Annotated in this window: 20 protein-coding genes and 1 other RNA gene; 9 read left to right on the forward strand and 12 right to left on the reverse strand. The window is 44.2% G+C overall.

Features of this window, described 5'->3' with window-relative positions:
• The 5 genes from NWQ57_RS05695 to iadA form a co-directional block, all read right to left on the reverse strand.
• The gene (locus NWQ57_RS05695; RefSeq protein ID WP_306021171.1) at positions 1-741 is read right to left on the reverse strand and encodes an SDR family oxidoreductase; all 741 of its coding nucleotides are present in this window, start codon (positions 739-741) and stop codon (positions 1-3) included.
• A gap of 4 nt (positions 742-745) precedes the next feature.
• Positions 746-2,446, reverse strand: coding sequence for a Mur ligase family protein (locus tag NWQ57_RS05700; RefSeq protein WP_306021172.1), 1,701 nt, complete (start codon positions 2,444-2,446; stop codon positions 746-748).
• 21 nt (positions 2,447-2,467) lie between these two features.
• Positions 2,468-5,284 (reverse strand): cyanophycin synthetase, encoded by a 2,817-nt coding sequence (cphA, locus tag NWQ57_RS05705; RefSeq protein WP_306021173.1) that lies wholly within the window; start codon positions 5,282-5,284, stop codon positions 2,468-2,470.
• A gap of 180 nt (positions 5,285-5,464) precedes the next feature.
• Complete coding sequence (locus tag NWQ57_RS05710; protein WP_306021174.1) at positions 5,465-6,283, reverse strand: cyanophycinase; 819 nt, start codon at positions 6,281-6,283, stop codon at positions 5,465-5,467.
• Between the two features lie 2 nt (positions 6,284-6,285).
• Positions 6,286-7,458: a beta-aspartyl-peptidase gene (gene iadA, locus NWQ57_RS05715; protein ID WP_306021175.1), complete on the reverse strand. Its 1,173-nt coding sequence runs from the start codon at positions 7,456-7,458 to the stop codon at positions 6,286-6,288.
• Between the two features lie 213 nt (positions 7,459-7,671).
• On the opposite strand from iadA, the gene NWQ57_RS05720 reads away from it, so the two are divergent.
• Positions 7,672-8,847 carry a dipeptidase gene (locus NWQ57_RS05720; RefSeq protein WP_306021176.1) on the forward strand — a complete coding sequence of 392 codons (1,176 nt, stop codon included), beginning with the start codon at positions 7,672-7,674 and terminating at the stop codon, positions 8,845-8,847.
• A gap of 28 nt (positions 8,848-8,875) precedes the next feature.
• Here the strand turns inward: NWQ57_RS05720 and rpiA are convergent, their stop codons facing one another.
• The 7 genes from rpiA to ssrS form a co-directional block, all read right to left on the reverse strand.
• Positions 8,876-9,532, reverse strand: a complete 657-nt coding sequence (gene rpiA, locus NWQ57_RS05725; protein WP_306021190.1) for a ribose-5-phosphate isomerase RpiA — start codon at positions 9,530-9,532, stop codon at positions 8,876-8,878.
• 71 nt (positions 9,533-9,603) lie between these two features.
• On the reverse strand, positions 9,604-10,197 hold the full coding sequence (locus NWQ57_RS05730; protein ID WP_306021177.1) for a 5-formyltetrahydrofolate cyclo-ligase: 594 nt from the start codon (positions 10,195-10,197) through the stop codon (positions 9,604-9,606).
• A gap of 10 nt (positions 10,198-10,207) precedes the next feature.
• Positions 10,208-11,821, reverse strand: coding sequence for a GAF domain-containing hybrid sensor histidine kinase/response regulator (locus NWQ57_RS05735; RefSeq protein ID WP_306021178.1), 1,614 nt, complete (start codon positions 11,819-11,821; stop codon positions 10,208-10,210).
• 115 nt (positions 11,822-11,936) lie between these two features.
• On the reverse strand, positions 11,937-12,881 hold the full coding sequence (locus NWQ57_RS05740; protein WP_306021179.1) for a nucleoside hydrolase: 945 nt from the start codon (positions 12,879-12,881) through the stop codon (positions 11,937-11,939).
• Positions 12,882-12,904: 23 nt separating this feature from the next.
• The gene (locus NWQ57_RS05745) at positions 12,905-13,798 is read right to left on the reverse strand and encodes a ribokinase (protein WP_306021180.1); all 894 of its coding nucleotides are present in this window, start codon (positions 13,796-13,798) and stop codon (positions 12,905-12,907) included.
• Positions 13,799-13,911: 113 nt separating this feature from the next.
• On the reverse strand, positions 13,912-14,322 hold the full coding sequence (locus NWQ57_RS05750) for a hypothetical protein (RefSeq protein ID WP_306021181.1): 411 nt from the start codon (positions 14,320-14,322) through the stop codon (positions 13,912-13,914).
• A 36-nt stretch (positions 14,323-14,358) separates the two neighbouring features.
• Positions 14,359-14,540: non-coding RNA, 6S RNA (ssrS, locus tag NWQ57_RS05755), on the reverse strand.
• Between the two features lie 167 nt (positions 14,541-14,707).
• Between ssrS and NWQ57_RS05760 the strand changes: the two genes are divergently transcribed.
• The 8 genes from NWQ57_RS05760 (at position 14,708) to NWQ57_RS05795 (ending at position 20,386) form a co-directional block, all read left to right on the forward strand.
• Entirely contained in the window at positions 14,708-15,277 is a 570-nt protein-coding gene (locus tag NWQ57_RS05760; RefSeq protein ID WP_306021182.1) for a UPF0149 family protein, read from the forward strand.
• Positions 15,278-15,323: 46 nt separating this feature from the next.
• Positions 15,324-16,649 (forward strand): Xaa-Pro aminopeptidase, encoded by a 1,326-nt coding sequence (pepP, locus tag NWQ57_RS05765; protein ID WP_372340892.1) that lies wholly within the window; start codon positions 15,324-15,326, stop codon positions 16,647-16,649.
• Between the two features lie 33 nt (positions 16,650-16,682).
• On the forward strand, positions 16,683-17,897 hold the full coding sequence (locus NWQ57_RS05770; RefSeq protein WP_306021184.1) for an FAD-dependent oxidoreductase: 1,215 nt from the start codon (positions 16,683-16,685) through the stop codon (positions 17,895-17,897).
• A gap of 23 nt (positions 17,898-17,920) precedes the next feature.
• Positions 17,921-18,157: a hypothetical protein gene (locus NWQ57_RS05775; RefSeq protein ID WP_306021185.1), complete on the forward strand. Its 237-nt coding sequence runs from the start codon at positions 17,921-17,923 to the stop codon at positions 18,155-18,157.
• A gap of 51 nt (positions 18,158-18,208) precedes the next feature.
• Positions 18,209-18,676, forward strand: a complete 468-nt coding sequence (gene ybaK, locus NWQ57_RS05780) for a Cys-tRNA(Pro) deacylase (protein ID WP_306021186.1) — start codon at positions 18,209-18,211, stop codon at positions 18,674-18,676.
• A 153-nt stretch (positions 18,677-18,829) separates the two neighbouring features.
• A complete protein-coding gene (locus NWQ57_RS05785) occupies positions 18,830-19,102 on the forward strand; it encodes a hypothetical protein (protein WP_306021187.1) in 273 nt (90 codons plus the stop codon).
• Between the two features lie 112 nt (positions 19,103-19,214).
• Positions 19,215-19,967, forward strand: coding sequence for a sulfite exporter TauE/SafE family protein (locus tag NWQ57_RS05790; RefSeq protein WP_306021188.1), 753 nt, complete (start codon positions 19,215-19,217; stop codon positions 19,965-19,967).
• A 59-nt stretch (positions 19,968-20,026) separates the two neighbouring features.
• Positions 20,027-20,386, forward strand: a complete 360-nt coding sequence (locus tag NWQ57_RS05795) for a rhodanese-like domain-containing protein (RefSeq protein WP_306021189.1) — start codon at positions 20,027-20,029, stop codon at positions 20,384-20,386.

Consider the following 20,386-nt stretch of genomic DNA (forward strand, 5'->3'; position numbering starts at 1 on the left):
TTACTTACCACCCGTCACATCAATGATACTGCCGGTAACATAAGAGGCTTCGTCTGATAATAACCACGCAATCGAATTTGCGACTTCTTCGGTTGTGCCACCTCGCTGCAAAGGGATTTGAGGCCTTAGGCGCGCTATGCGATTAGGCTCTCCACCATCAGCATGCATGTCGGTATGGATAAAGCCTGGCCGCACGCCATTAACGCGAATACCTTGTGGTGCAACTTCTAAAGATAAACCTTTGGTGAGTGTATCTATTGCACCTTTTGAAGCCGCATAGTCGATATATTCGTTCGGCGATCCCGATCGCGCGGCACCAGATGATACATTGACAATAGCCGAGCCTGTTTGCATGCGTTGCAAGGCTTCTTTGCAACATAAAAAGTAACTGGTGACATTAGTGCTGAGTATTTTATTGATACGCTGGGCATCCATATCAATTAACTTACTTTGCTGCATTAAGATGCCAACATTATTGACTAAGTGAGTAATCGCTCCTAGTTGTTTATCGATAGCGGCAAATAGCGCCTTAACTTCTTGCTCTTGTGATACGTCAGCTTGAAAAGCGAAGGCCACTCCACCTTGTTGCTTAATCGTATTGACTACCTTTTCAGCGGCTTGGCTATTGCGCTGGTAATTAACGCAAACCTTGTAGCCTTGTGCGGCTAATTTAACTGCAGTTGCCGCGCCAATGCCGCGGCTTGCGCCTGTTACTAAAGCGATTTTGTGTTCGATTGACATGTTTTTATTCTTCCTGACTTTGACTCAGTAACCACTGATGTATTTCTTGGCGCTGATCGAGCACAAATAGCAAAATAACATCACCTTCTTCGGCGGCTGCTAAGGCTTGCTTCGCGCCCAATAACGGAGAATTGGCCAATTTAATGTGCTCTGCAGAGATGCCAAGATTGAGTAAAAAATGCTGAGATAGGGCTGGAATTTCATTGGGCGCTCGGCCACGTAAATATTTTTCCAGTTCAGCTGGGATATAGAGACTGGCGTTAAGCTCGCTGACGGCTTTAGTTAAGTTTTGCATATCCTCGTTGCTGCGGTCCCCTGCATGGCTGAACATGGCAATATAACGTTTAGCCTTAAGTTGAACGGCCATATTTATAACGGCACGCATGCCGTGCTCATTATGCGCAAAATCAACAATAACGTGTCGTCCCTTTATGTGGTAGATATTACCTCGTCCGGGATTATCTTGACTGTCACTGCCAAATTCTTGCAAACCTTGCACTATGGCAAAATGGGGCAGATCAAGCGCCTTTGCTAAACCCACCACACCCAAGGCATTTTGTATGTTGTGCCATGCGCTACCATTGAGCGTCATGGGGGCAGAGTCAATGCTACAAATGCTCTCAAACTTGCCCTTATCGTGAAAGACAATCTCATCACAACGGACAAATACGGCTGGGGCACCTAAGTCTATTTGCTGTTGAATAAGGCCATTATTTTCGTCTCGGCTAAACCAGCAGATAGGAGTTTTAATGTGTTGAGCTTGAGAGATAACCATCTCGTCATCGGCATTGAGTACTAATATGCTGCGGTCACCAAGGGCTTTGGCGACTACAAATTTAGTTTGAGCTAATTCAGCTACGGTATTAATACCGTATTGACCTAAATGGTCACTGGCTACATTGGTAATAAGCGCTGCATTCACTCTTGTTACGGGTAAGCCACGACGTAAAATTCCGCCACGAGCAACTTCTAAAAATGCCAATTGACAGCGTGTATCACGCAGTAACATTCTTGCCCCGCCAGGACCGGAATAATCACCGTAATCAAGCACATCATCACCAACGCGAATAAAGTCGGTAGAAGTGACGCCGGCACAAATACCGGCGGCTTTAGCTATTTTGGCAGCTAATCTGACACTGGTAGATTTACCATTGGTGCCAGTAATTAAGGCACTGGGTATGTCCTGATATTGAGACCATTCAATGTGCTCAATATTAGGCAGTGCGTTAATTGGCCATGTTTGCGCCGTGGCGCCCATACCAAGACTGAGCTCATCATCGTCAACTAAACACGTTACTTGCTGTTTGGCGGCTTGTTGAATCAGTGCCAGTAAGTGCGGTTTTTTTTCATCAAGCAGTTCAGCTCGAATTCCTTGTAACCGAGGCTGCCAAGCTAGCATAGGCTGTTGCTGTAACTCACAGACACAGCAATCCCACGCCAGCTCGAGTAGATCACAAGCGCTGTATAGAGCATCGAAAGGGGCACTGATAGCAAAATTAAGCCCATGCTCATGCATTCGATAAGTATAACTCTCTTGCTGCCATGCAAACTCAGTTAGCAGTTTATCTACCCAAGTTTGCAGGCAATCAAGCACCTGTGAATGTGCTATACCCTCAAATAATACATCGATAATCGCCCCCGGCTTATCCCACAACAAATTGGGGCCGGTCAGGCGTCGAACTTCATCTAATTGCAAGGTCAGCATAATAGAGAAAACTTGGCCACCTTAGTCCGCCTCCTCATCATGTTCTACCACTAAGCGCACACCGCGTTCGTCTTGCACTAAACGTTGGCCTGCCGCTAGTTCAAACTTATGCTCGACCGGCTCAAATAACTTGTCTGGGTAGTCACGTGATGGTTCATCACCTGAAGGTTTGACTTCAACACCACCATTAAAGTGCACAATTTGTTTCCAGCAACGGGTAATGTCATCACCTAAAATGATCAACAAGTCGCCTTTCTGACTATCTTCCAAGGCTTGTTCAATGGCATCTTGTTCTGATGGAATAACTTGAATCAAACTCTCATCCACACCGGCGGCCATTAAGGTCGTTTTCAATAATAAAGGCACTTCGTCATAGCCACGACCCCGACGAGAGTCGTCGGCTTTGCAGATGAAACTATCAAAACCTTTGGCCACAATTTGGGCCGCTTCAATGATGTCTTCGTCCCGTCTGTCACCTGGCATGGCAATCACTAAACGGCGCTTACCACTGACATCTAAACGCTTTGCTAGGTCAGTAATTGACTGGATCGCAGCTGGATTGTGCGCGTAATCAAGAATGACTTTAAAAGGATGTTCATTATAGATATTTAGACGCCCAGGGGCTTGATAGAAAGAGGTGCTAAAAATACGTAAACCTTGACGGATATCTTCAAGAGAAAAACCAAAGCTATAAGCTATCGCTGCAGCAAACATGGCATTTTGTACATTGTGGATGGCTTTGCCTTCAATCGTGGCTGGAATTAAGTGAGTCCATAACAAAGGAATATGGGCACCTTTGTCGTACAAGGTGATCATGTCGCCATTAATCCCTTTTTCTAATACCGCGGCCATACCGCCGCTGCGAATGTGTTCTCGCACTAGGCCATGACCTGGATCCATGGTCACATAACAAATGCGCTCTGCTTCACAATAGTCAGCCATCTGCAGACATAGCATGTCATCGGCATTGAGAACCACGCAGTCTTTTGCCACTTCAACCACCACGCGTTTAATTTGCGCCAGTTGCTCAACCGTATTGATACCCCGTAAACCCAAATGGTCAGCAGTCACATTTAAACAAGCACTTACATTGGATTCCATGTAACCCAAACCACGTTTTAGAATACCACCACGGGCGGTTTCTAATATGGCAAAGTCGACACTTGGGTCACGCAGTACGATTTGTGCCGAAGTAGGACCGGTCATATCACCTTTGACAGTTAGATGCCCGTCGATATACACGCCATCTGTTGAGGTCATGCCCGTGGTAAAACCTGCACCTTTAACAATGCTTGCGAGCATGCGACTGGTGGTGGTTTTACCGTTAGTACCAGTGATAGCCGCAACAGGAATGCGCGCTTCGCTTCCAGCAGGAAATAACATATCTAGCACTTTGCCAGCGACATCGCGGGGTTTACCTTCACTGGGCGCGACATGCATACGAAAGCCGGGTGCTGCATTACACTCACAAATACCGCCACCGATCTCTTTATACGATTTACTGATGTCGTCAGTAAGAAAATCCACGCCGCCAATGTCTAAGCCAATGGCTTTGATGGCGCGCACTGCCATATTACGGTTATCTGGATGCACGATATCAGTCACGTCGATGGAGGTACCGCCAGTCGATAAATTTGCGGTTGAACGCAAGTAAAACAACTGGCCTTTTTCCAATACGGTGTCGGCATCGTAACCGGCTTCTTCTAATAATCGTTCGGCCTGATTGTCCAGCTCGAGACGCGTTAATACTTTTTCGTGACCAATACCACGGCGTGGGTCAAGATTTACGATGTCTATGAGTTGCTTAATGTTAGATAGACCGTCACCTACCACATGCCCGGGTACGCGTTTTGCCACCGCAACTAATTCATCATTTACCACCAACATACGATGGTCAAACCCACTTAAATAGCTCTCTACTAACACCGCTTTACCAGTGCCAAACTGTAAGGCTTCATTAAACGCTGCACGCACTTGTTCGCCGTCCGTAAGATTGATACTCACGCCTCTGCCATGGTTAGCATTTAACGGTTTGACCACCACCGGATAGCCTATTTTATTGGCAGCACGGATCGCTTGTTGTTCGCCATAGATCATAATTTGTTGTGGTACTGGTAAACCTAAATCGTTGAGTAGATTGTGGGTGTCTTCTTTATCACAGGATATTTCTACTGCAATATGTTTGGTTTCACTGGTTATAGTGGCTTGAATGCGGCGTTGGTATTTACCGTGACCAAACTGCACTAGGCTGTAGTTATTTAGGCGCAGCCAAGGGATATCGCGTTCTTCAGCGGCCTTGACCAATGAAGCCGTGCTTGGGCCAAATTCTTTTCGTTGAGCCATGCGCACAAAGTCGTGCAGTTCTTCAGAAAAGTTGAAATCTTCATCAGTTTTTGAATGCAGTAGGTCCTGCACTTCTTTGGGCATAAGGTGAGTTAGTAAGCGTATACCGAGTTCTCCGGCGGCTAAACCTACATCTCGTTGATGATACTGATACACCACGTCATAGCAGCCTACTTTGCCACTGCTGCGGGTTTTTCCAAATGTCACATCAGAGCCGGCAAGGTCTTGTAATTCTAGAGCCACATGCTCCCAGATATGGCCAATCCACGTCCCTTCATCTTCTTTTAAACGACGGATAAAACCGCCATCTTCGCGATAAGAACAGCCGTGTTTTTGCAAAGAGGGCAGTGCAATAATTAGCCCATCGATAAATCCCTGCCCGAGTTTGACCGAAGGCCAATTTTCAAGTTCACCAATGTCGATTTGATGACTAATAACGGGAAAGTTGGCGTAAATATTGGGACCGACATATACGTTAGTGCTGAGTATCTTCATCGTTATTTATTCCTTTGAGTTATTGTAGATGCTGATATTGGAGCGAAGATCTAGCCCTTAGCGAAAAAAATAAGCGGCTAGCGCACGGCATAGAGAAAGCCTCACATAGCTAAAGTATAAAAAAAAAGCAGCCTACGCTACTTTTATTCTTGTTTGCAGCCCAAACAGCCAAAATAAGTTTTATTTGATAAAAGCTTGTTTGTCATTGAGGTTAAAACGACTGCCTGCAGCGAGGATATGCACCTTCAAATTGAGTAAGGTTAACGCGTCTCCCCTGTTGGCTTCAGCCATCGAAGAATATTCAATATTAGAAGGGTCAATAATCGTAATTGCACCGCTACCGACCACGGTAAATTCATTATTTTCATTGATAAAGGCCGCAGTGTCCTCATCCAGTCCAAGACCAATTAAAAAAGGATTGTAAGAAACTGCACTCAACAAGCGAGCTAAACGATTACGCTGATTAAAATGTTGATCGATAACCGCAGTATTGATTAAGCCTAAACCAGGCGCCAAACTCACGCCATTTTCAGTAGGTACAATCCCGGTACTACCAGCAGTAATCATATGTTGCGATACAATAGCGGCACCCGCCGACGTACCTGCATAGTGCACACCCTTGGCATTTAGCTGGCGAATGGCTTTAGCGATAGGCGTACCACCTAATATAGTAGATAGGCGCAATTGATTGCCGCCCGTAACAAAAATAGCGGTGCTTTGTTCTAAGAGATCCACATACTCTTGCTTCTGTGCATCAGCCCGCTCAGATATAGGGATGACGTGAGTGGTACCTGCACCGAGTTCATTAAATATCGCTTGGTAACGTTCTCCGGTATCGTCTAGTTGTGAAGCAGTTGGGATAATACTAATGACGGCATCTTTGCCACCCGCCAGTTTGACAAATTTTTTCAAAATTTGCGGATTATGTAACTTATCTTCCGCACCACCAATAGGAATAACATAACCACGGTGAGTGCCTGCAATATTAGGAGAGGGCATAATTAATTCTCAAAAGAGCCTTTTTTAATGATGTTTTTGGCAAAAATATGCCAATGACCTTGGGCCATAACATGGTGAATTCGATTGTTCGGGTCAAGTACAATTAGGTCTGCGTCGCAACCTACATTGATTTGGCCCTTGTGGCTAAAATTCAATAAATCTGCGACATTACTAGTGAAAAACGGTAAAAAACGCACCAAATCAACATCACTATCGATGAGTTGATAAAACACTTCCGTCATGGCACTTGAGCTAGCAAAGTCCATTTTAGTCATGTGGCCGTGATGATCAAAACAAGGTAAACATCCACCACCATCAGAACTTATAGTGAGTTTATCTTGTGGATAGTCACTGTTCATATAACGCATTAGTGCCTCTGCCGGTTCATAGCCGACATCACCGGTTTCAAATGCCGTAACATCTATCCAACAACCCAGTTTAGTCAGTTCACAGGCTTCGTCAAACAGTGCTTTTCGACGATTTACATGGGTAGGATTATACGTTTTTGCCGGTATTTCTGCATTGGCAATCGCTTCGCGCACTAATGCTAGACCTCGCTCACCATCTCCCAAATGAAGATGTAAAATACCGGCTTTACCTGTCATTAAACGTGCAACATGAGCTTCAGAAGCGACTTTCAATAACTCATTTAAGGTTGGTTGACTCGAACGATGATCACTGATGGCTAGCTCACCTACACCTAAAATGGGTTCGATATAAACAATGTCAGATTTTACCGAACCTGTAAGGGTAGTGGGCGGTAAATGATAACCACCGGTATAGCAATAAGCAGACAAACCTTCTTCACGCAGGGCATAGACTTGTGCTAGCAGTGAGCCTGTTGTGCGGGTTAGATCATCAGTACCTAGCACTCCCACTGCGGTAGTTACACCGGCGCGAGTAAACTGACTCAAGGGCACGGGCGGTACTCGCGTCGCAAATCCTGCTTCACCTCCGCCACCGGTAATGTGCGTATGGGCATCAATAAAGCCGGGTATTAAAATTTGCCCTGCTAGATCGACCGTTTCCACCGCTAACTCATCACCAAGTGTGGGCAAAATATCACCGATGTAAGCAATTTTACCCGCTGCAATGAGCAGATGTTTGCTGCCACGTGCTTGCGGAGCAAATAGCGTGGCATTTTTTATCAAGATTAAAGACGGTGGGTAACTCACAGTAACTCATTACAGGGCATTAAGTATAAGCCTTGATCCTAAAGCACCCGGTCAGCTTAGAAAAGACATTTATGAGAGTTTTATGACAATTGCGCATTCTCAATCTTTAGCCTAAAAATACCAGCCTAAATCACTTCTTTTTATTTACATTAATTTCACAAAGTCCAGTTTGAAGTTATGATTCGATTTATCACACTATTTGAGGTGCACTGGATGTCGCGAATGAAAAAAATAGGCTTAAGTAGTTTGTTACTTTTAGCCTTACTCATAGTTACTGTCTTTAATTTTGCTCCCGCCTATGTTGAGAAACAATTTAATCGCGTAACGGCACTTGAAAGTCTGCCCATTAGTCAGCAGGCTCTCGATTTACATCGTCAACTTTTTATTGGTGATTGGCATAGTGATAGTTTGATGTGGGATCGCGATCTGAATCGTCCTAGTGATTTTGGCCATGTCGATTTTCCTCGATTGCAAAAAGGCAATGTTGCCCTTCAAATGTTTACTACCGTCACTAAATCGCCCAGCGGGCTCAATTATGAGCAAAACGAAGCTGATGCCAGCGACAATGTAACTAAGTTAGCCTTACTCCAACGCTGGCCAGTGGATACGTGGCAAAGCTTGCGAGCCAGGGCTATCTATCAAGCTGACAAATTACATGAGTTTGTAGAGGAGAATCCAGACAAAATTCGTTTTATTGACTCCAAATCCACCTTAACAGATTTTGTTGCCCAACGGGCAGTAGAGCCGTCTTTAGTGGGGGCGTTGCTAGGCACTGAGGGCTCACATGCTTTGGATGAAGACTTAGCCAACATAAAGGTGTTGTACGACTATGGTTTTAGAATGATGAGCCTACAACACTTTTTTGATAATAAATTAGGTGGCTCCTTGCATGGTACAAGTGGCGATGGCTTGAGTGACTTTGGTCGTGAAGCGGTGCAAATGATGCAGTCTTTAGACATCATTGTTGATGTTTCCCATTCGTCAGAGCAAGTGGTGCGTGATGTCCTTGCCATGAGTCAAAAGCCCTTGGTGATGAGTCACACAGGTTTACTGGGGCATTGTGATTCTCCACGTAATATCAGCGATACACTAATGCAGCAGATTGCTGAGGCGGGTGGTTTAATTGCTGTCGGGTATTGGGATGGAGCGGTTTGTGATATCTCACCGGCCAGTGTAGCTGGCGCAATAGAATATGGTATTGCTTTACTTGGTGCAGAACATATTGCCTTAGGTTCTGATTTTGACGGCGCGACTAAAGTGGCCTTTGATACCAGTGAACTAGTAGAATTAACACAAGCATTATTAACAAAAGGTATTTCTCAAGAGGATATTCGCTTAGTCATGGGTGACAATATGCTGCGCTTTTTGCAGCAAAACCTGCCTGATTAGGGCAGGCTGTTAGCCGGCGATTACTGGATTATTCTAAGGTTTGTATACCTTGTTCGTTAGCCAATAAAACCACATCGGCGCCTCTTGCCGCAAATAGACCATTGGTCACCACACCCACAATATTGTTGAGTTGTTTTTCAAGTTCAATGGGCTTGAGTATTTCAAGGTTATAAACATCTAATATGACATTACCGTTGTCAGTCACCACACCTTGGCGATACACTGGGTCACCACCGAGTTTGACAATTTCTCTGGCTACATAAGAACGTGCCATCGGGATAACTTCAACCGGCAGAGGAAAGCTACCCAGCATGCCGACTAATTTTGAGTCATCAGCAATACATATAAATTTTTTAGCTACAGCCGCAACAATTTTTTCGCGAGTCAGTGCAGCTCCACCGCCTTTAATCATGTGTTTGTGTTGAGTGACTTCATCAGCGCCGTCTACATATATATCAAATGAACCAACGGAATTAAGGTCGAATACTTCGATGCCTAACGCTTTTAACCGTTTGGTGGATGCTTCAGAGCTCGACACCGCACCTTGGATGTTATGAGCGAGCGTACCTAGGGCATCGATAAAATAGTTAACGGTTGAACCCGTGCCCACCCCGATAATAGCGTTATCTTGCACATATTTTAAGGCGGCTTGTGCCACAGCGTGTTTCTTTTGATCTTGAGTCATCATAAGTATTCAGTCACTTTTACAAGTAGAAAAGCGCGTAGTGTAACCTAAGATAAGCTGAATAAAATGGCTTAGAAGGTAAAAATTTGGCTAGGTGTAACAATGCCATGTAAGGGAATGTCCCAGCTTTGCACAGGCAATTTTTCAATCAGTTGGCAATCGTGTGCCACACCAATGATCAAAGGTTGCTTGGCGTGATCGCTTAATGTTGCCAGTGTTCGGTCGTAGTAACCTCCGCCCATGCCAAGACGATTCCCGCTGCTATCAAAGGCCACTAAAGGAGTGAAAATAATATCAATGTTGTACAGTTCAACTAGGTTCTTTTTTTCGAATTGGGGTTCGGCGATACCATATTTATTGTTGTGCATCGCAGATTGCGCCTGATACACCGCAAACAACAGATGGCCAGGTGTAAGCGGGTCAAGTACAGGTAGTGTGATTTCAATATTGTTCAGCCAGCAATAATCAATCACCTTGTGGGTATCAAGTTCGCCGTCATTACTTAGATAACAGGCGATACGAGATGCTTTCATGAAAGGCGCCCATTTCAGGCAGCGAGACAATAGCCCTGTCGCAGCAAGTTGTTGCTCTTTTTCTGTTAAACTATTACGCATGGCGCGAAAGGTTTTGCGTAACTCAGCTCTGCTTGGCTCATTTTCTAACATCAGGTAAACACTACTTTAAATAAACGTTAAGCATTTTTGCGAGCGCTTCTTTTTCGACAGGCTTCGTTAAAAAATCATCGAATACTGAGTGGTTGTTTTTCATTTTTTCATATTCAAAACTGTCGGCGGACAAGGCGACAATAGGAAGCGTGGGATATTGTTGGCGAATACATTGACTGGCTTCAATACCATTCATGCCAGGTAGGTGTATGTCCATTAAGACTAAATTAAAGTCATGCTGGCTTATTTTTTCTAGAGCTTGTTCACCGCTATCAGCAAATATTGGCGCTAATTGAAAGGTGGCTAGCATCGCTCCAATAACCACTTGGTTAATTTCATTATCTTCAACAACTAAAATAATATTATTGGCGCTGAAAATGTGTGTCTGGTCTTTATTTACAAGGCCTGCTACTGGTTCATCTTTCGCTAAAGTCAAAGGTAAACTAACAGTAAAAGTACTGCCTAGTTTGGGCTTACTTTTTACTGTGATGCTGCCACCCATCAAGTTAACCAATCCTTTACTTATTGCTAGGCCCAAGCCTGAGCCTTGTTGACCTTGGGATTTACCTAATTGCTGAAATTGCGTAAATAACTTGCTTAGATCAGCTTCAGAAATACCTTCACCCTCATCTTCAACTTCCACAATAAGACGATTGTTGTCAGCGTGGATCCGCATCGTAACCTGCTTATTGCTTGGCGTAAATTTTATACCGTTACTGACTAGATTGATTACGACTTGACTAAATTTGTCTTCATCAAGCAATAAAGACGTTGGCAACGAATCGGCAAGTTGATACTGAAAATGAATACCCTTTTCAAGCGCGCTGTTGCTGAGCATGCCAGCGATTTGCTCAATCGTCTGTCTGACATCGATGAAAGTAGGTGACAGCGTCATCATGCCCGCTTCTATTTTGTTGATGTCTAAAATTGAATTGATAACGCCGAGTAGTCGTTTTCCGCTGTAATCAATGTGCTTTAAATACTCTACACTTTGGTCGGTTGCACCGCGGTTTGCGGCATCATCCAGTAACAAACGGCTGAAGCCAATAATAGCGTTCATCGGAGTGCGTAACTCATGACTCATTGAAGACAAAAAGTTTGTTTTATTTTTGTCGATTTCTTTTAGTACTCTTATCTTCTTGCGCAACTCCATTTGTGAAATGACATTTCTTCCCAGAATTTCTAAAGCATTAATCTGAGTTGAATTTAAGCGATGAGGCTTTGAATCTATCGCACACAAGGTGCCAACGGCATGACCTTGGGGTGTCACTAACGGAGTACCTGCATAAAAGCGAATTTTAGGCCCTTCAGTCACCAGAGGGTTATCAAAAAATCGCTCATCTAACAGGGTATCTTCGACCTGAAAAATCTGTTCTTGATGAATCGCGTGGGCACAAAAAGCGATATCTCTTGGTGTTTCTGTCGCATCAATCCCGATAGTTGATTTAAACCATTGCCTGTTTGGATCAACCAGGCTAATTAGTGCAATGGGGGTGTTGCATATTTCAGAGGCAAGTAGGGTAAGATCATCAAATACTTTTTCGGCTTCGGTATCAAGAATGTCATAGTCATACAAAGCTTGAAGGCGAGCCGTTTCGTTTTTAGTTAGCGGAGCAGATTGCATAATGACCCAATCAAGGTTGATTTTTGGTGACTCAGTAACGCCTAAGACAGACTTTAGATGAAAAGTTTGTCTTAAGCTACTTTCAATATTGGGTAAATTATTTTATGTAAGCGGCTTATAAAGCGTAGGTATCGGTATACAGCTTAGTTAACCTTTGGCTATCAACTTTCACCGCAACGTTAACTTGTTGCGCGTTTAACCAGTCTGGGCTCGTTGTGGTGTTAGGTAAGGCAACTGACGTTTGACCAATATTTAATGGATCCGTGGATACTCGGGCATGGCCTCGTTGCAGTTCAAATAAACTCGGATCAACTAAGTGTGCAATCGGCATGGCATCGTGGAAAAAACACACTCTTTCTTCACGATTCTGAGAATAAAAGTCCACGTAAAATTGCGCAGCATCATGCACAAAACCACCACATTTTTGGTTGTTTTGCTTCAAGGTGTTTAAAAATTCCAAAGAGAAAGGTACTGTCATCGTGACATCAAGGCCAAACATGGTCACTTCCCAGTCGGCGCCAAAAACGATCTCTGCCGCATAGGCATCGTTCCAAATATTGGCTTCAGCAACGGGAGTTACGTTGCCACGCACAAACGCGGCGCCACCCATAATCGATACTCCCTTAATTAACTTAGGTAACTCAGGCTCTAAACGTAAAGCCAAGGCCAAGTTGCCTAAAGGACCAATGGCAACAAGGGTGATTTCACCGGGGTACTGACGCGCCATATCAACAATAAATTGCGCTGAACTGCGCGGATCAAGTTTGCGATTGCTTGCTGCTGGAAAATTGATGTTACCAAAGCCATCGTCGCCATGTACAAAGTGCGCATAAGCAGACTCTTTGCCAACCCAAGGCATGGCGACACCTTTACATACTGGAATATCTTGTCCTGCCAATTCGCACAATGTGAGTGCATTTTGTGCAGCCATCTCAACTGGCACGTTGCCATATACGGTTGTTAAACCAAGCACGTCAATATCGGGCGATTGAAATGCAAAAAAAATGGCCATCGCATCATCAATGCCCGGATCGGTGTCTAAAATTATTTTGTGGCTCATAGTATTCTCGCTATTCGTTTAGTTTATTGTCTTTTGGCCAAGAATCGATTGACTTCTTCTTTAGTTGGGATTGATTGTGCAGCGCCCATTTTTGTTACTGCCAGTGCTGAAGCCGCACACGCTCGGGTCAATGCGGTTTTAGAATCACTATGGGCAGCATAGGCTGACAAAAAGAAACCGATAAAGGTGTCGCCAGCAGCAGTTGTATCAACTGCGGTCACTTCAAATGCTGGCACATCGATGGTTTTTTCTTTTTTAAGCATTCTCACACCGGCTTTACCAAGCGTAATCAATACTTCGGCTTGAGGCCATTCTTTGCGAAAATAGGCTTCAGTTTGTTCAAGATCGCTATGGCCAGATAATTCTTCAGCCTCCACTTCGTTAACAATCAATAAGTCAATACAATGCAGGGGTAAGTGCTTCACTGACTCAGTCATCGGTGCAGGGTTGAATGCCACTTTCAAGCCTTTTTCTTTCGCTTGCAGCAATACCTGATCAATAGCACTCGTTTCGTTTTGGGTTAACACCCAGTCGCTTGACTTAGCGTTATCCAATGCTTGCATGATGTCTTTGTCATCTAATTCATGATTTGCGCCACCAAATAATACAATGGCATTTTCACCCGAAGGAACGACTTGAATAATTGCGTGGCCAGAGGCTGTCTCTGTGCAATTGACGTATTTGCAATTGATATTTTCGCGGATCATCGTTTGCTTAAAACCCGCATCTGCCTGGTTTATTTTACCCACGTGCCACACATCAGATCCGGCGCGCGCAAGCGCTATGGATTGGTTCGCACCCTTGCCTCCTAACAATTGCTGATAAGAGGTAGAGGCTTGTGTCTCGCCCGGTTGCACAAAATGATCAACTTGATAAACGTGATCAATGTTGATGGAGCCAAAATTTATAACGGCCATGGTACTGAGCCTCATTGTTATTCGTAGCCGCTTTAATCTGTAATAGTCTGTTTAAGCGCGACGGGTTAAAACCAAAGGTCAAATATAACGCAAACCAGACCATCTGGTCTAGTCTAGGAAAAAATGGCTGTCAAACGTTGTAAAAGACCTTGTTTAGGTTGGTATTCACTCGTATTGGTTAAAAATAAACGTACTGAAACCGTTGCGCCATGTCCCCACGGCCACCACGCCACCATTATTTTGGGTTGTGTTAGGTAATCAGTGCTGAGTAATTTTTGATTTTTAACGAGTTTAGCGAAAAAACCGGCTAAATGTTTGACTTCATCAGGGGCTTTTTTAATGGATTTTGCGTCCCACTGACAAGGCAGTATTTGTTCGAGGGTAGTCATAACTTGTTGTTGTTTGTCTACTGAGAACTCAGCCAACATAACCTGATGAAAATCGTTGTATTGCCACTTTACTAAGGGTGATAAAGACTCAATCACCACCTTTCCTTCAGTTTGTAATTGTTGTTCTTTATTCATTCATCCTGCTACCAGTGAACATTATCCATAAATAGGGTGCCTCCCAAAATCCCGCTGTTTAGTAATCGCCCGTGAACCGAAAGTTCAGGGCGGAAGTATCATCACTACCGTAGGCTTCTCGATACGAGCCGAGCTTGCGCAATAGTAGTGGAATCAACTTCCAGGTGGTAAAGCATCGGCCAGGGACACAACTAAACTGGCAAAGACCCCAGGAGGCATAGAAAAAGTGCACGAGACTAGAAAAACCACATCATTTTCTAGTGCGCCTTATTATAAACTGTTATTGCCCTGATATACCATGATGATTTTCAACAATCATGGCTACATCTGGGCATCACAACGTCACAATGGTAGCATTAGCGCAAAAATCAAGTGAGAGTTAATTTTGAAGACAAGCAGTCAGTTATTCGAATCAGTAAGTGTTATTTTAGAGCGCAATAACATTCTGACCACTGCGTCAGAAGTGCAGGGCATGATGTGTGGCATGTTAGGTGGCGGTATGCCGCTTGAGTGTCAAGATTGGATGGAGCCCTTAGCCGACGTGATTAATCAGGGCGAGCCCTTATCTAAAGACGTCCTTGAGGTATTTAAAGCATTATATGACTCTACCTGCCAGCAATTAGTGGCCAATGACTTTGCTTTGGTGCTGTGTTTGCCCGATGATGCTGCGCCAATCAATGAGCGTGGACAGGCTCTGATTCACTGGATACAGGGGTTTATGCTCGGTTTTGGATTGCATCAAGCCGATTTAACTGGTTGTTCAGATGACGTAAAAGAAGGGCTAGAAGATTTTGCCGAGATTGCTCGTATGGATGACGAAATGTCAGAAGATGAAGAATCTGAACAAGCCTTATTTGAAGTAATGGAATATGTCAGAGTGACGGTGATGCTGTGTTTCAACGAATTAGGTAAATCACCAGAACAGCAGCAGGGCGAGCCTAAGATCGTTCACTAAGTTAAACTCAATTTTACTCCACAGAAGTATAGGCCTTATGCTAGCCATGAAAGAATTTTGCACTCGCCGCCAACGTTTATTGGACATGATGCAAGACAACAGTATTTGTATTATGCCAGCCGCTAACTTAGTGACACGCAGCCGAGATACGGAATATGCCTTTCGTCAAGACAGTTATTTTCATTATTTATGTGGGTTTCCTGAGCCGCAGGCATGGCTGGTGTTGTCTAATCAAAGGCGTTCAAGCGCACGGTCAAAAACCAGCTTAAGTGTGCTTTTTTGTTTAGATAACGACCCTACAGCAGAATTGTGGCAAGGTAAGCGCATTGGACCCCTGCAAGCCAAAAAAAGCTTCGAGCTTAATTTAGCGTTTAGCCTTGATGAACTTGATGAGCAATTGCTAACGTTACTTGATGGTCACGATCATCTTTATTTTGCTCAAGGTCATAATAGTGAGGCAGACGAGCTGGTTTTTTCGTTGCTAGAAGCCTTACGAGACGCCCCCAAACAAAGTATGCAAGCGCCAAGCAGCATAATTGATGTGCGCCCTTTGTTAGATGAAATGCGTTTATTTAAATCTGCGGCTGAAGTTGCCATAATGCGCCGTGCTGCTGAGATTTCTGGGCAAGCACACCAGCGGGCTATGCAGCGCTGCCGAGCAGGGCTTAATGAGTATCACCTTGAAGCTCAATTGCACTACGAATTTGCAATGAATGGCGCGAAACATCCTGCTTATGGTTCTATTGTTGGGAGTGGCGCAAACGCGTGTATATTGCACTACACGCAAAATGATCAGCCCTTAAACGATGGTGATCTGGTGCTGATTGATGCGGGCTGTGAATTACAGGGTTACGCCGCCGATATCACGCGAACTTTTCCTGTTTCAGGCCGTTTTTCTCCAGCGCAAAAAATCTTGTATGAACTGGTACTTGAGGCGCAACAAGCGGCATTTGCACAAGTCAAGCCTGGCAATACCTTCAAACAAGTCAGTGACGCGGCAGTTTCTGTGTTAACGCAAGGATTGATTAAACTGGGTTTATTATCAGGTAGTTTAGCCTTTAATCTGCAAAAACAATTGTATCGAGAGTACTTTATGCATGGCATTGGCCATTGGTTAGGCCTCGATGTACATGATGTAGGCAGCTATAAATTCGCCGGCGAAGACAGACCATTTGAACCGGGTATGGTGCTGACCATCGAACCTGGTTTATATGTGGCACATGATGCTGATGTAGACACGCAGTGGCAAGGCATTGGTATTCGGATAGAAGATAACCTTCTAGTTACCGAGCAGGGCTATGACAATCTAACCAAAGATACTCCAAAACGGATTGCTGAGATCGAATCGTTAATGGCGCAACAATCAGTATGAATTTGACAACACTTAATCGGAGCTAAAACCAACATGCAATCTTTTGATATTGTGGTGATCGGCGCCGGCATCGTAGGACTGGTTCAGGCCTTGAGCTTAAAAAAAAGTGGTCTGAGTGTCGCGATCATCGACCAACAAAGTGCGATCACTTCACCCACTGGTGAACCAAAACTGCGAGTGAGTGCTTTAACCTTAGCGTCGCAACGGGTATTGCAAGCCATTGGTGCGTGGCAACATATAGATGAAAAGCGCAAAACGGCCTATCAAGGTATGGAAGTATGGGAGCAAGATAGCTTTGGACATATTGCTTTTAATAGCAAAGATGTAGATCAGCCCTATCTAGGTTACATCCTCGAAAATCAGAGTATTCAGGCCAGCCTGTGGCAACAAGCCACCGAAGAAAGCTATATAACCTTGTTTAGCCAATGTCATATCAGCAAATTGGCTTTATCCTCCAACGGTAATTTTATCAGTTTAAGTGATGAGCGCATGGTGTCGGCGCGCTTAGTTATCGGCGCTGATGGGGCAAATTCTATGGTGAGGACGCAAGCGGGTTTTCCGCTGACGTTTTGGGATTACGACCAGCATGCTATCGTTGCAACTGTCAAAACAGCGAAAGGTCACGATAATATCGCTCGGCAAATCTTTACGCCCAGCGGTCCTTTGGCTTTTTTACCTTTGTGGCAACAAAACTATTGTTCCATCGTATGGTCACAAGATGAAGCAGAAGCAAGACGCTTGTTAGCTTTATCAGACGCTGAATTTAATAAGGCCTTGATGGCCGCTTTTGATGGGCAACTTGGTCTTTGTGATCTTGTCAGTGAGCGTCAATCTTACCCCTTAAAAATGCGTTATGCTCGTCAATGGCTTGCTGATGGCGTGGTTATTCTTGGAGATGCGGCCCATACTATTCACCCGCTCGCCGGGCAAGGCGCCAACCTTGGTATTCTTGATGCTGCGGCCTTAGCTGAGCAAATTATTGCCTTGGTGAATAAAGAAAAAGATTTCTCTTTGGCTAAAAATCTGCGCCCATTTGAACGCTGGCGTAAAACCGAAGCGGTTAAAATGATTGGCGCGATGGAAGGCTTTAAACGCTTATTTAGTGGTAACAACAGTGCAAAAAAGTGGCTTCGTGATCTGGGATTAGTTAGCGTTAACCGTTTTTCTGGCACTAAACATGTCATTATTAAACAAGCGATGGGTTTGACCGGTGAATTACCGAGTTTGGCTAAGGCGCCAAACGCGTAAATTTTTGTTTTAAAAGGATAGGTATGCGAATCCCTCTGCTGTTTATCAGTATTATTGTATTGTCGTTAACGGCTTGTGCAGAATCAAAAGTGGCCAATGCCGACCCCGGTGAAAACTCAGGTCAGCGTGACAAGCCACCGGGTAAAAAATGCGAAGACGCCAAATACCAGTTAGATAAGGCGGTAGAAGAAGGCCAGTTATCTGATTTACGCGAGCTGAAACGCAATATTGAACTATATTGCGTGTGGCGCAGAAATTAGCGTTCTTAGCAACTAACTCCAATCAAACCAGCGAAACAGAGCCTAAAGAACATGACACCTGCCGTGAATTTGCTCAATAAACTCAACATAGCTCATCAAGTGCATGAATATTCCCATGATGCTCAGCATGAAAGTTATGGTTTAGAGGCCGCTGAAAAATTGAATCTACCGCCTGCCAAAGTGTTTAAAACCTTAGTGGTTAAACTCGATTCAGGGCAACTTGCAGTGGCAATTTTGCCGGTTAATCAAATGCTTAGTATGAAAGCAATGGCAAAAGCGCTCAGTGCTAAAAAAGCCGTGATGGCCGATAAAATTGATGTGCAGCGCAGCACGGGTTATGTGTTGGGTGGAGTGAGTCCTTTAGCGCAAAAGAAGCGCCTGCCAACGGTGATTGATGAGACCAGTCAGGAATTTTCCACTATCTTTGTAAGCGGCGGGAAGCGAGGCTTAGAGATAGAAATTGCAGCACAAGCCCTTGCCAAAATAAGCGCTGCCACATTTGCGCCACTAAGCGCTTGATTGTTTGCACGGCTAGTGAGTTAAAACCTACCTTGTTAAATTGCAAAGTCGCTCGGCATTGTCGTAGATTTTTCTAAGGTATTGCAGCAAAACGCATATACTTTAGGCATCAGCTGTTTTACTCTTTTTGTTTTACTAAATGAGTTTCTTGATATGTATAAAGTTATATCGCTTGTGGTTTTAGTCTTGAGTCTAGGTGCTTGCCAATCTCCCTCTATTGATGATGAAAAAATGCCTACGGCAGCGGAAGTTGCAAAAGCCGCTAAAGAAAGTCAAATCAAAGCAGAAAGCCAAGATAAAATACCAAATCCAATAAAGTGCCAACAAGCCAAACTGAATCTAGTTGAAGCTGAAGGTACTCAAGATGTGGGCCAAATTAACTTTGCTAAAGATGCGGTGCACCAGCACTGTGACGATTTTGAGTAAACCTTCAGGCCTCATAAACTAAGCCTTGCTAAAGCTTGATAATGTGGCACCGCTCTAGTGCCGCGTTACCTTGCCTGCAGTGTACTGGGCACTTGGAGTTCGCAAGTTTTACATGATAGAACTATTTGGATATACCTTAAGTTACAGCACCTTAGCCTTGTTGTTTGTGGCGGCGTTTTTTATTGGTATGGCTAAAACAGGGGTGCATGGTAGTTCGATGTTTGCTGTGCCACTACTGGCTATTATTTTTGGTGGCAAAATGTCGGCGGGTTTAATGCTCCCTATGCTTATTATGGCCGATCTATTTGCGGTTAAATATTACCATCGGCATGCCAACTGGAGTTATCTATTAAAGCTGTTCCCCTCTGCGGCAGTTGGAGTGGTCATTGGTACGTGGCTTGGTAATATCATTGACGATGAGGTTTTTCGCTCAGTCATGAGCATTATTATTTTTATTAGCTTGGCCATTATGTTGTGGATGGAAAAAGCTAATAAAGAGAACATTCCTGACTATCTATGGTTTGCGATTTTAATGGGCACTCTAGGAGGGATTACTACCATGATTGGTAACCTTGCCGGATCCGTCATGGCCTTGTATTTACTCAGTATGCGCCTACCTAAAAACGAATATATCGGCACAGCGGCATGGTTCTTTTTAGCCATAAATCTATTTAAAGTCCCCTTCCATATTGCCAGTTGGCACAGTATAACCGTGGATTCCTTTTTGCTAAACCTGTTGTGTTTGCCCGCTATCGCGATTGGCGCTTGGGCAGGGATTTGGGTTGTAAAACGTATTGCAGAAAAATATTACCGCTGGTTAGTTATCGCCATGACTGCCATCGCAGCTGCTGTTATGTTGGTATAGGCCAATAAAATAGCCTTGATTGATTCACCATTTTATCTATTAAGTTAAAGAGGGTATTTATGTTTAAACAGTGTGTTTATATGGGTTTTCTACTGCTGTTTGTTAGCACACTTTGTTTGGCGCAGCAGCAACAGCCTAAGACTGAGCTATTAGATGCGTTCATTATTGATGTTCGAACACAAGCAGAATGGCAAGAAGGGCATTTGGTGCAAGCAAGGCTGATTCCTTGGCAGGAGATCGTCGAAGAAGTAGCAAGCCTAAAACTCGACAAAAACCAACCTATAGCGCTATTTTGTCGAAGTGGAAATCGGGCGTCAAAAGCAATGGCTTTGCTAAACGAAGCAGGTTATAGCAAGGTACGTAATTTGGGGAGTTTAGAGCAAGCGGCTGAAGTGTTAAACCAAGATATAGTTAAATAA

The organism is Paraglaciecola sp., assembly GCF_030730205.1.
Lineage (GTDB): Bacteria > Pseudomonadota > Gammaproteobacteria > Enterobacterales > Alteromonadaceae > Paraglaciecola.

Excerpts from the sequence above, each read along its gene's own strand:
- NWQ57_RS05695 (WP_306021171.1), bottom strand. The coding sequence starts at position 741 with ATGTCAATCGAACACAAAATCGCTTTAGTAACAGGCGCAAGCCGCGGC.
- NWQ57_RS05700 (WP_306021172.1), bottom strand. The coding sequence starts at position 2,446 with ATGCTGACCTTGCAATTAGATGAAGTTCGACGCCTGACCGGCCCCAAT.
- cphA (WP_306021173.1), bottom strand. The coding sequence starts at position 5,284 with ATGAAGATACTCAGCACTAACGTATATGTCGGTCCCAATATTTACGCC.
- NWQ57_RS05710 (WP_306021174.1), bottom strand. The coding sequence starts at position 6,283 with ATGCCCTCTCCTAATATTGCAGGCACTCACCGTGGTTATGTTATTCCT.
- NWQ57_RS05720 (WP_306021176.1), top strand. The coding sequence starts at position 7,672 with ATGTCGCGAATGAAAAAAATAGGCTTAAGTAGTTTGTTACTTTTAGCC.
- rpiA (WP_306021190.1), bottom strand. The coding sequence starts at position 9,532 with ATGACTCAAGATCAAAAGAAACACGCTGTGGCACAAGCCGCCTTAAAA.
- NWQ57_RS05730 (WP_306021177.1), bottom strand. The coding sequence starts at position 10,197 with ATGTTAGAAAATGAGCCAAGCAGAGCTGAGTTACGCAAAACCTTTCGC.
- NWQ57_RS05735 (WP_306021178.1), bottom strand. The coding sequence starts at position 11,821 with ATGCAATCTGCTCCGCTAACTAAAAACGAAACGGCTCGCCTTCAAGCT.
- NWQ57_RS05740 (WP_306021179.1), bottom strand. The coding sequence starts at position 12,881 with ATGAGCCACAAAATAATTTTAGACACCGATCCGGGCATTGATGATGCG.
- NWQ57_RS05745 (WP_306021180.1), bottom strand. The coding sequence starts at position 13,798 with ATGGCCGTTATAAATTTTGGCTCCATCAACATTGATCACGTTTATCAA.
- NWQ57_RS05750 (WP_306021181.1), bottom strand. The coding sequence starts at position 14,322 with ATGAATAAAGAACAACAATTACAAACTGAAGGAAAGGTGGTGATTGAG.
- pepP (WP_372340892.1), top strand. The coding sequence starts at position 15,324 with ATGAAAGAATTTTGCACTCGCCGCCAACGTTTATTGGACATGATGCAA.
- NWQ57_RS05770 (WP_306021184.1), top strand. The coding sequence starts at position 16,683 with ATGCAATCTTTTGATATTGTGGTGATCGGCGCCGGCATCGTAGGACTG.
- NWQ57_RS05775 (WP_306021185.1), top strand. The coding sequence starts at position 17,921 with ATGCGAATCCCTCTGCTGTTTATCAGTATTATTGTATTGTCGTTAACG.
- ybaK (WP_306021186.1), top strand. The coding sequence starts at position 18,209 with ATGACACCTGCCGTGAATTTGCTCAATAAACTCAACATAGCTCATCAA.
- NWQ57_RS05785 (WP_306021187.1), top strand. The coding sequence starts at position 18,830 with ATGTATAAAGTTATATCGCTTGTGGTTTTAGTCTTGAGTCTAGGTGCT.
- NWQ57_RS05790 (WP_306021188.1), top strand. The coding sequence starts at position 19,215 with ATGATAGAACTATTTGGATATACCTTAAGTTACAGCACCTTAGCCTTG.
- NWQ57_RS05795 (WP_306021189.1), top strand. The coding sequence starts at position 20,027 with ATGTTTAAACAGTGTGTTTATATGGGTTTTCTACTGCTGTTTGTTAGC.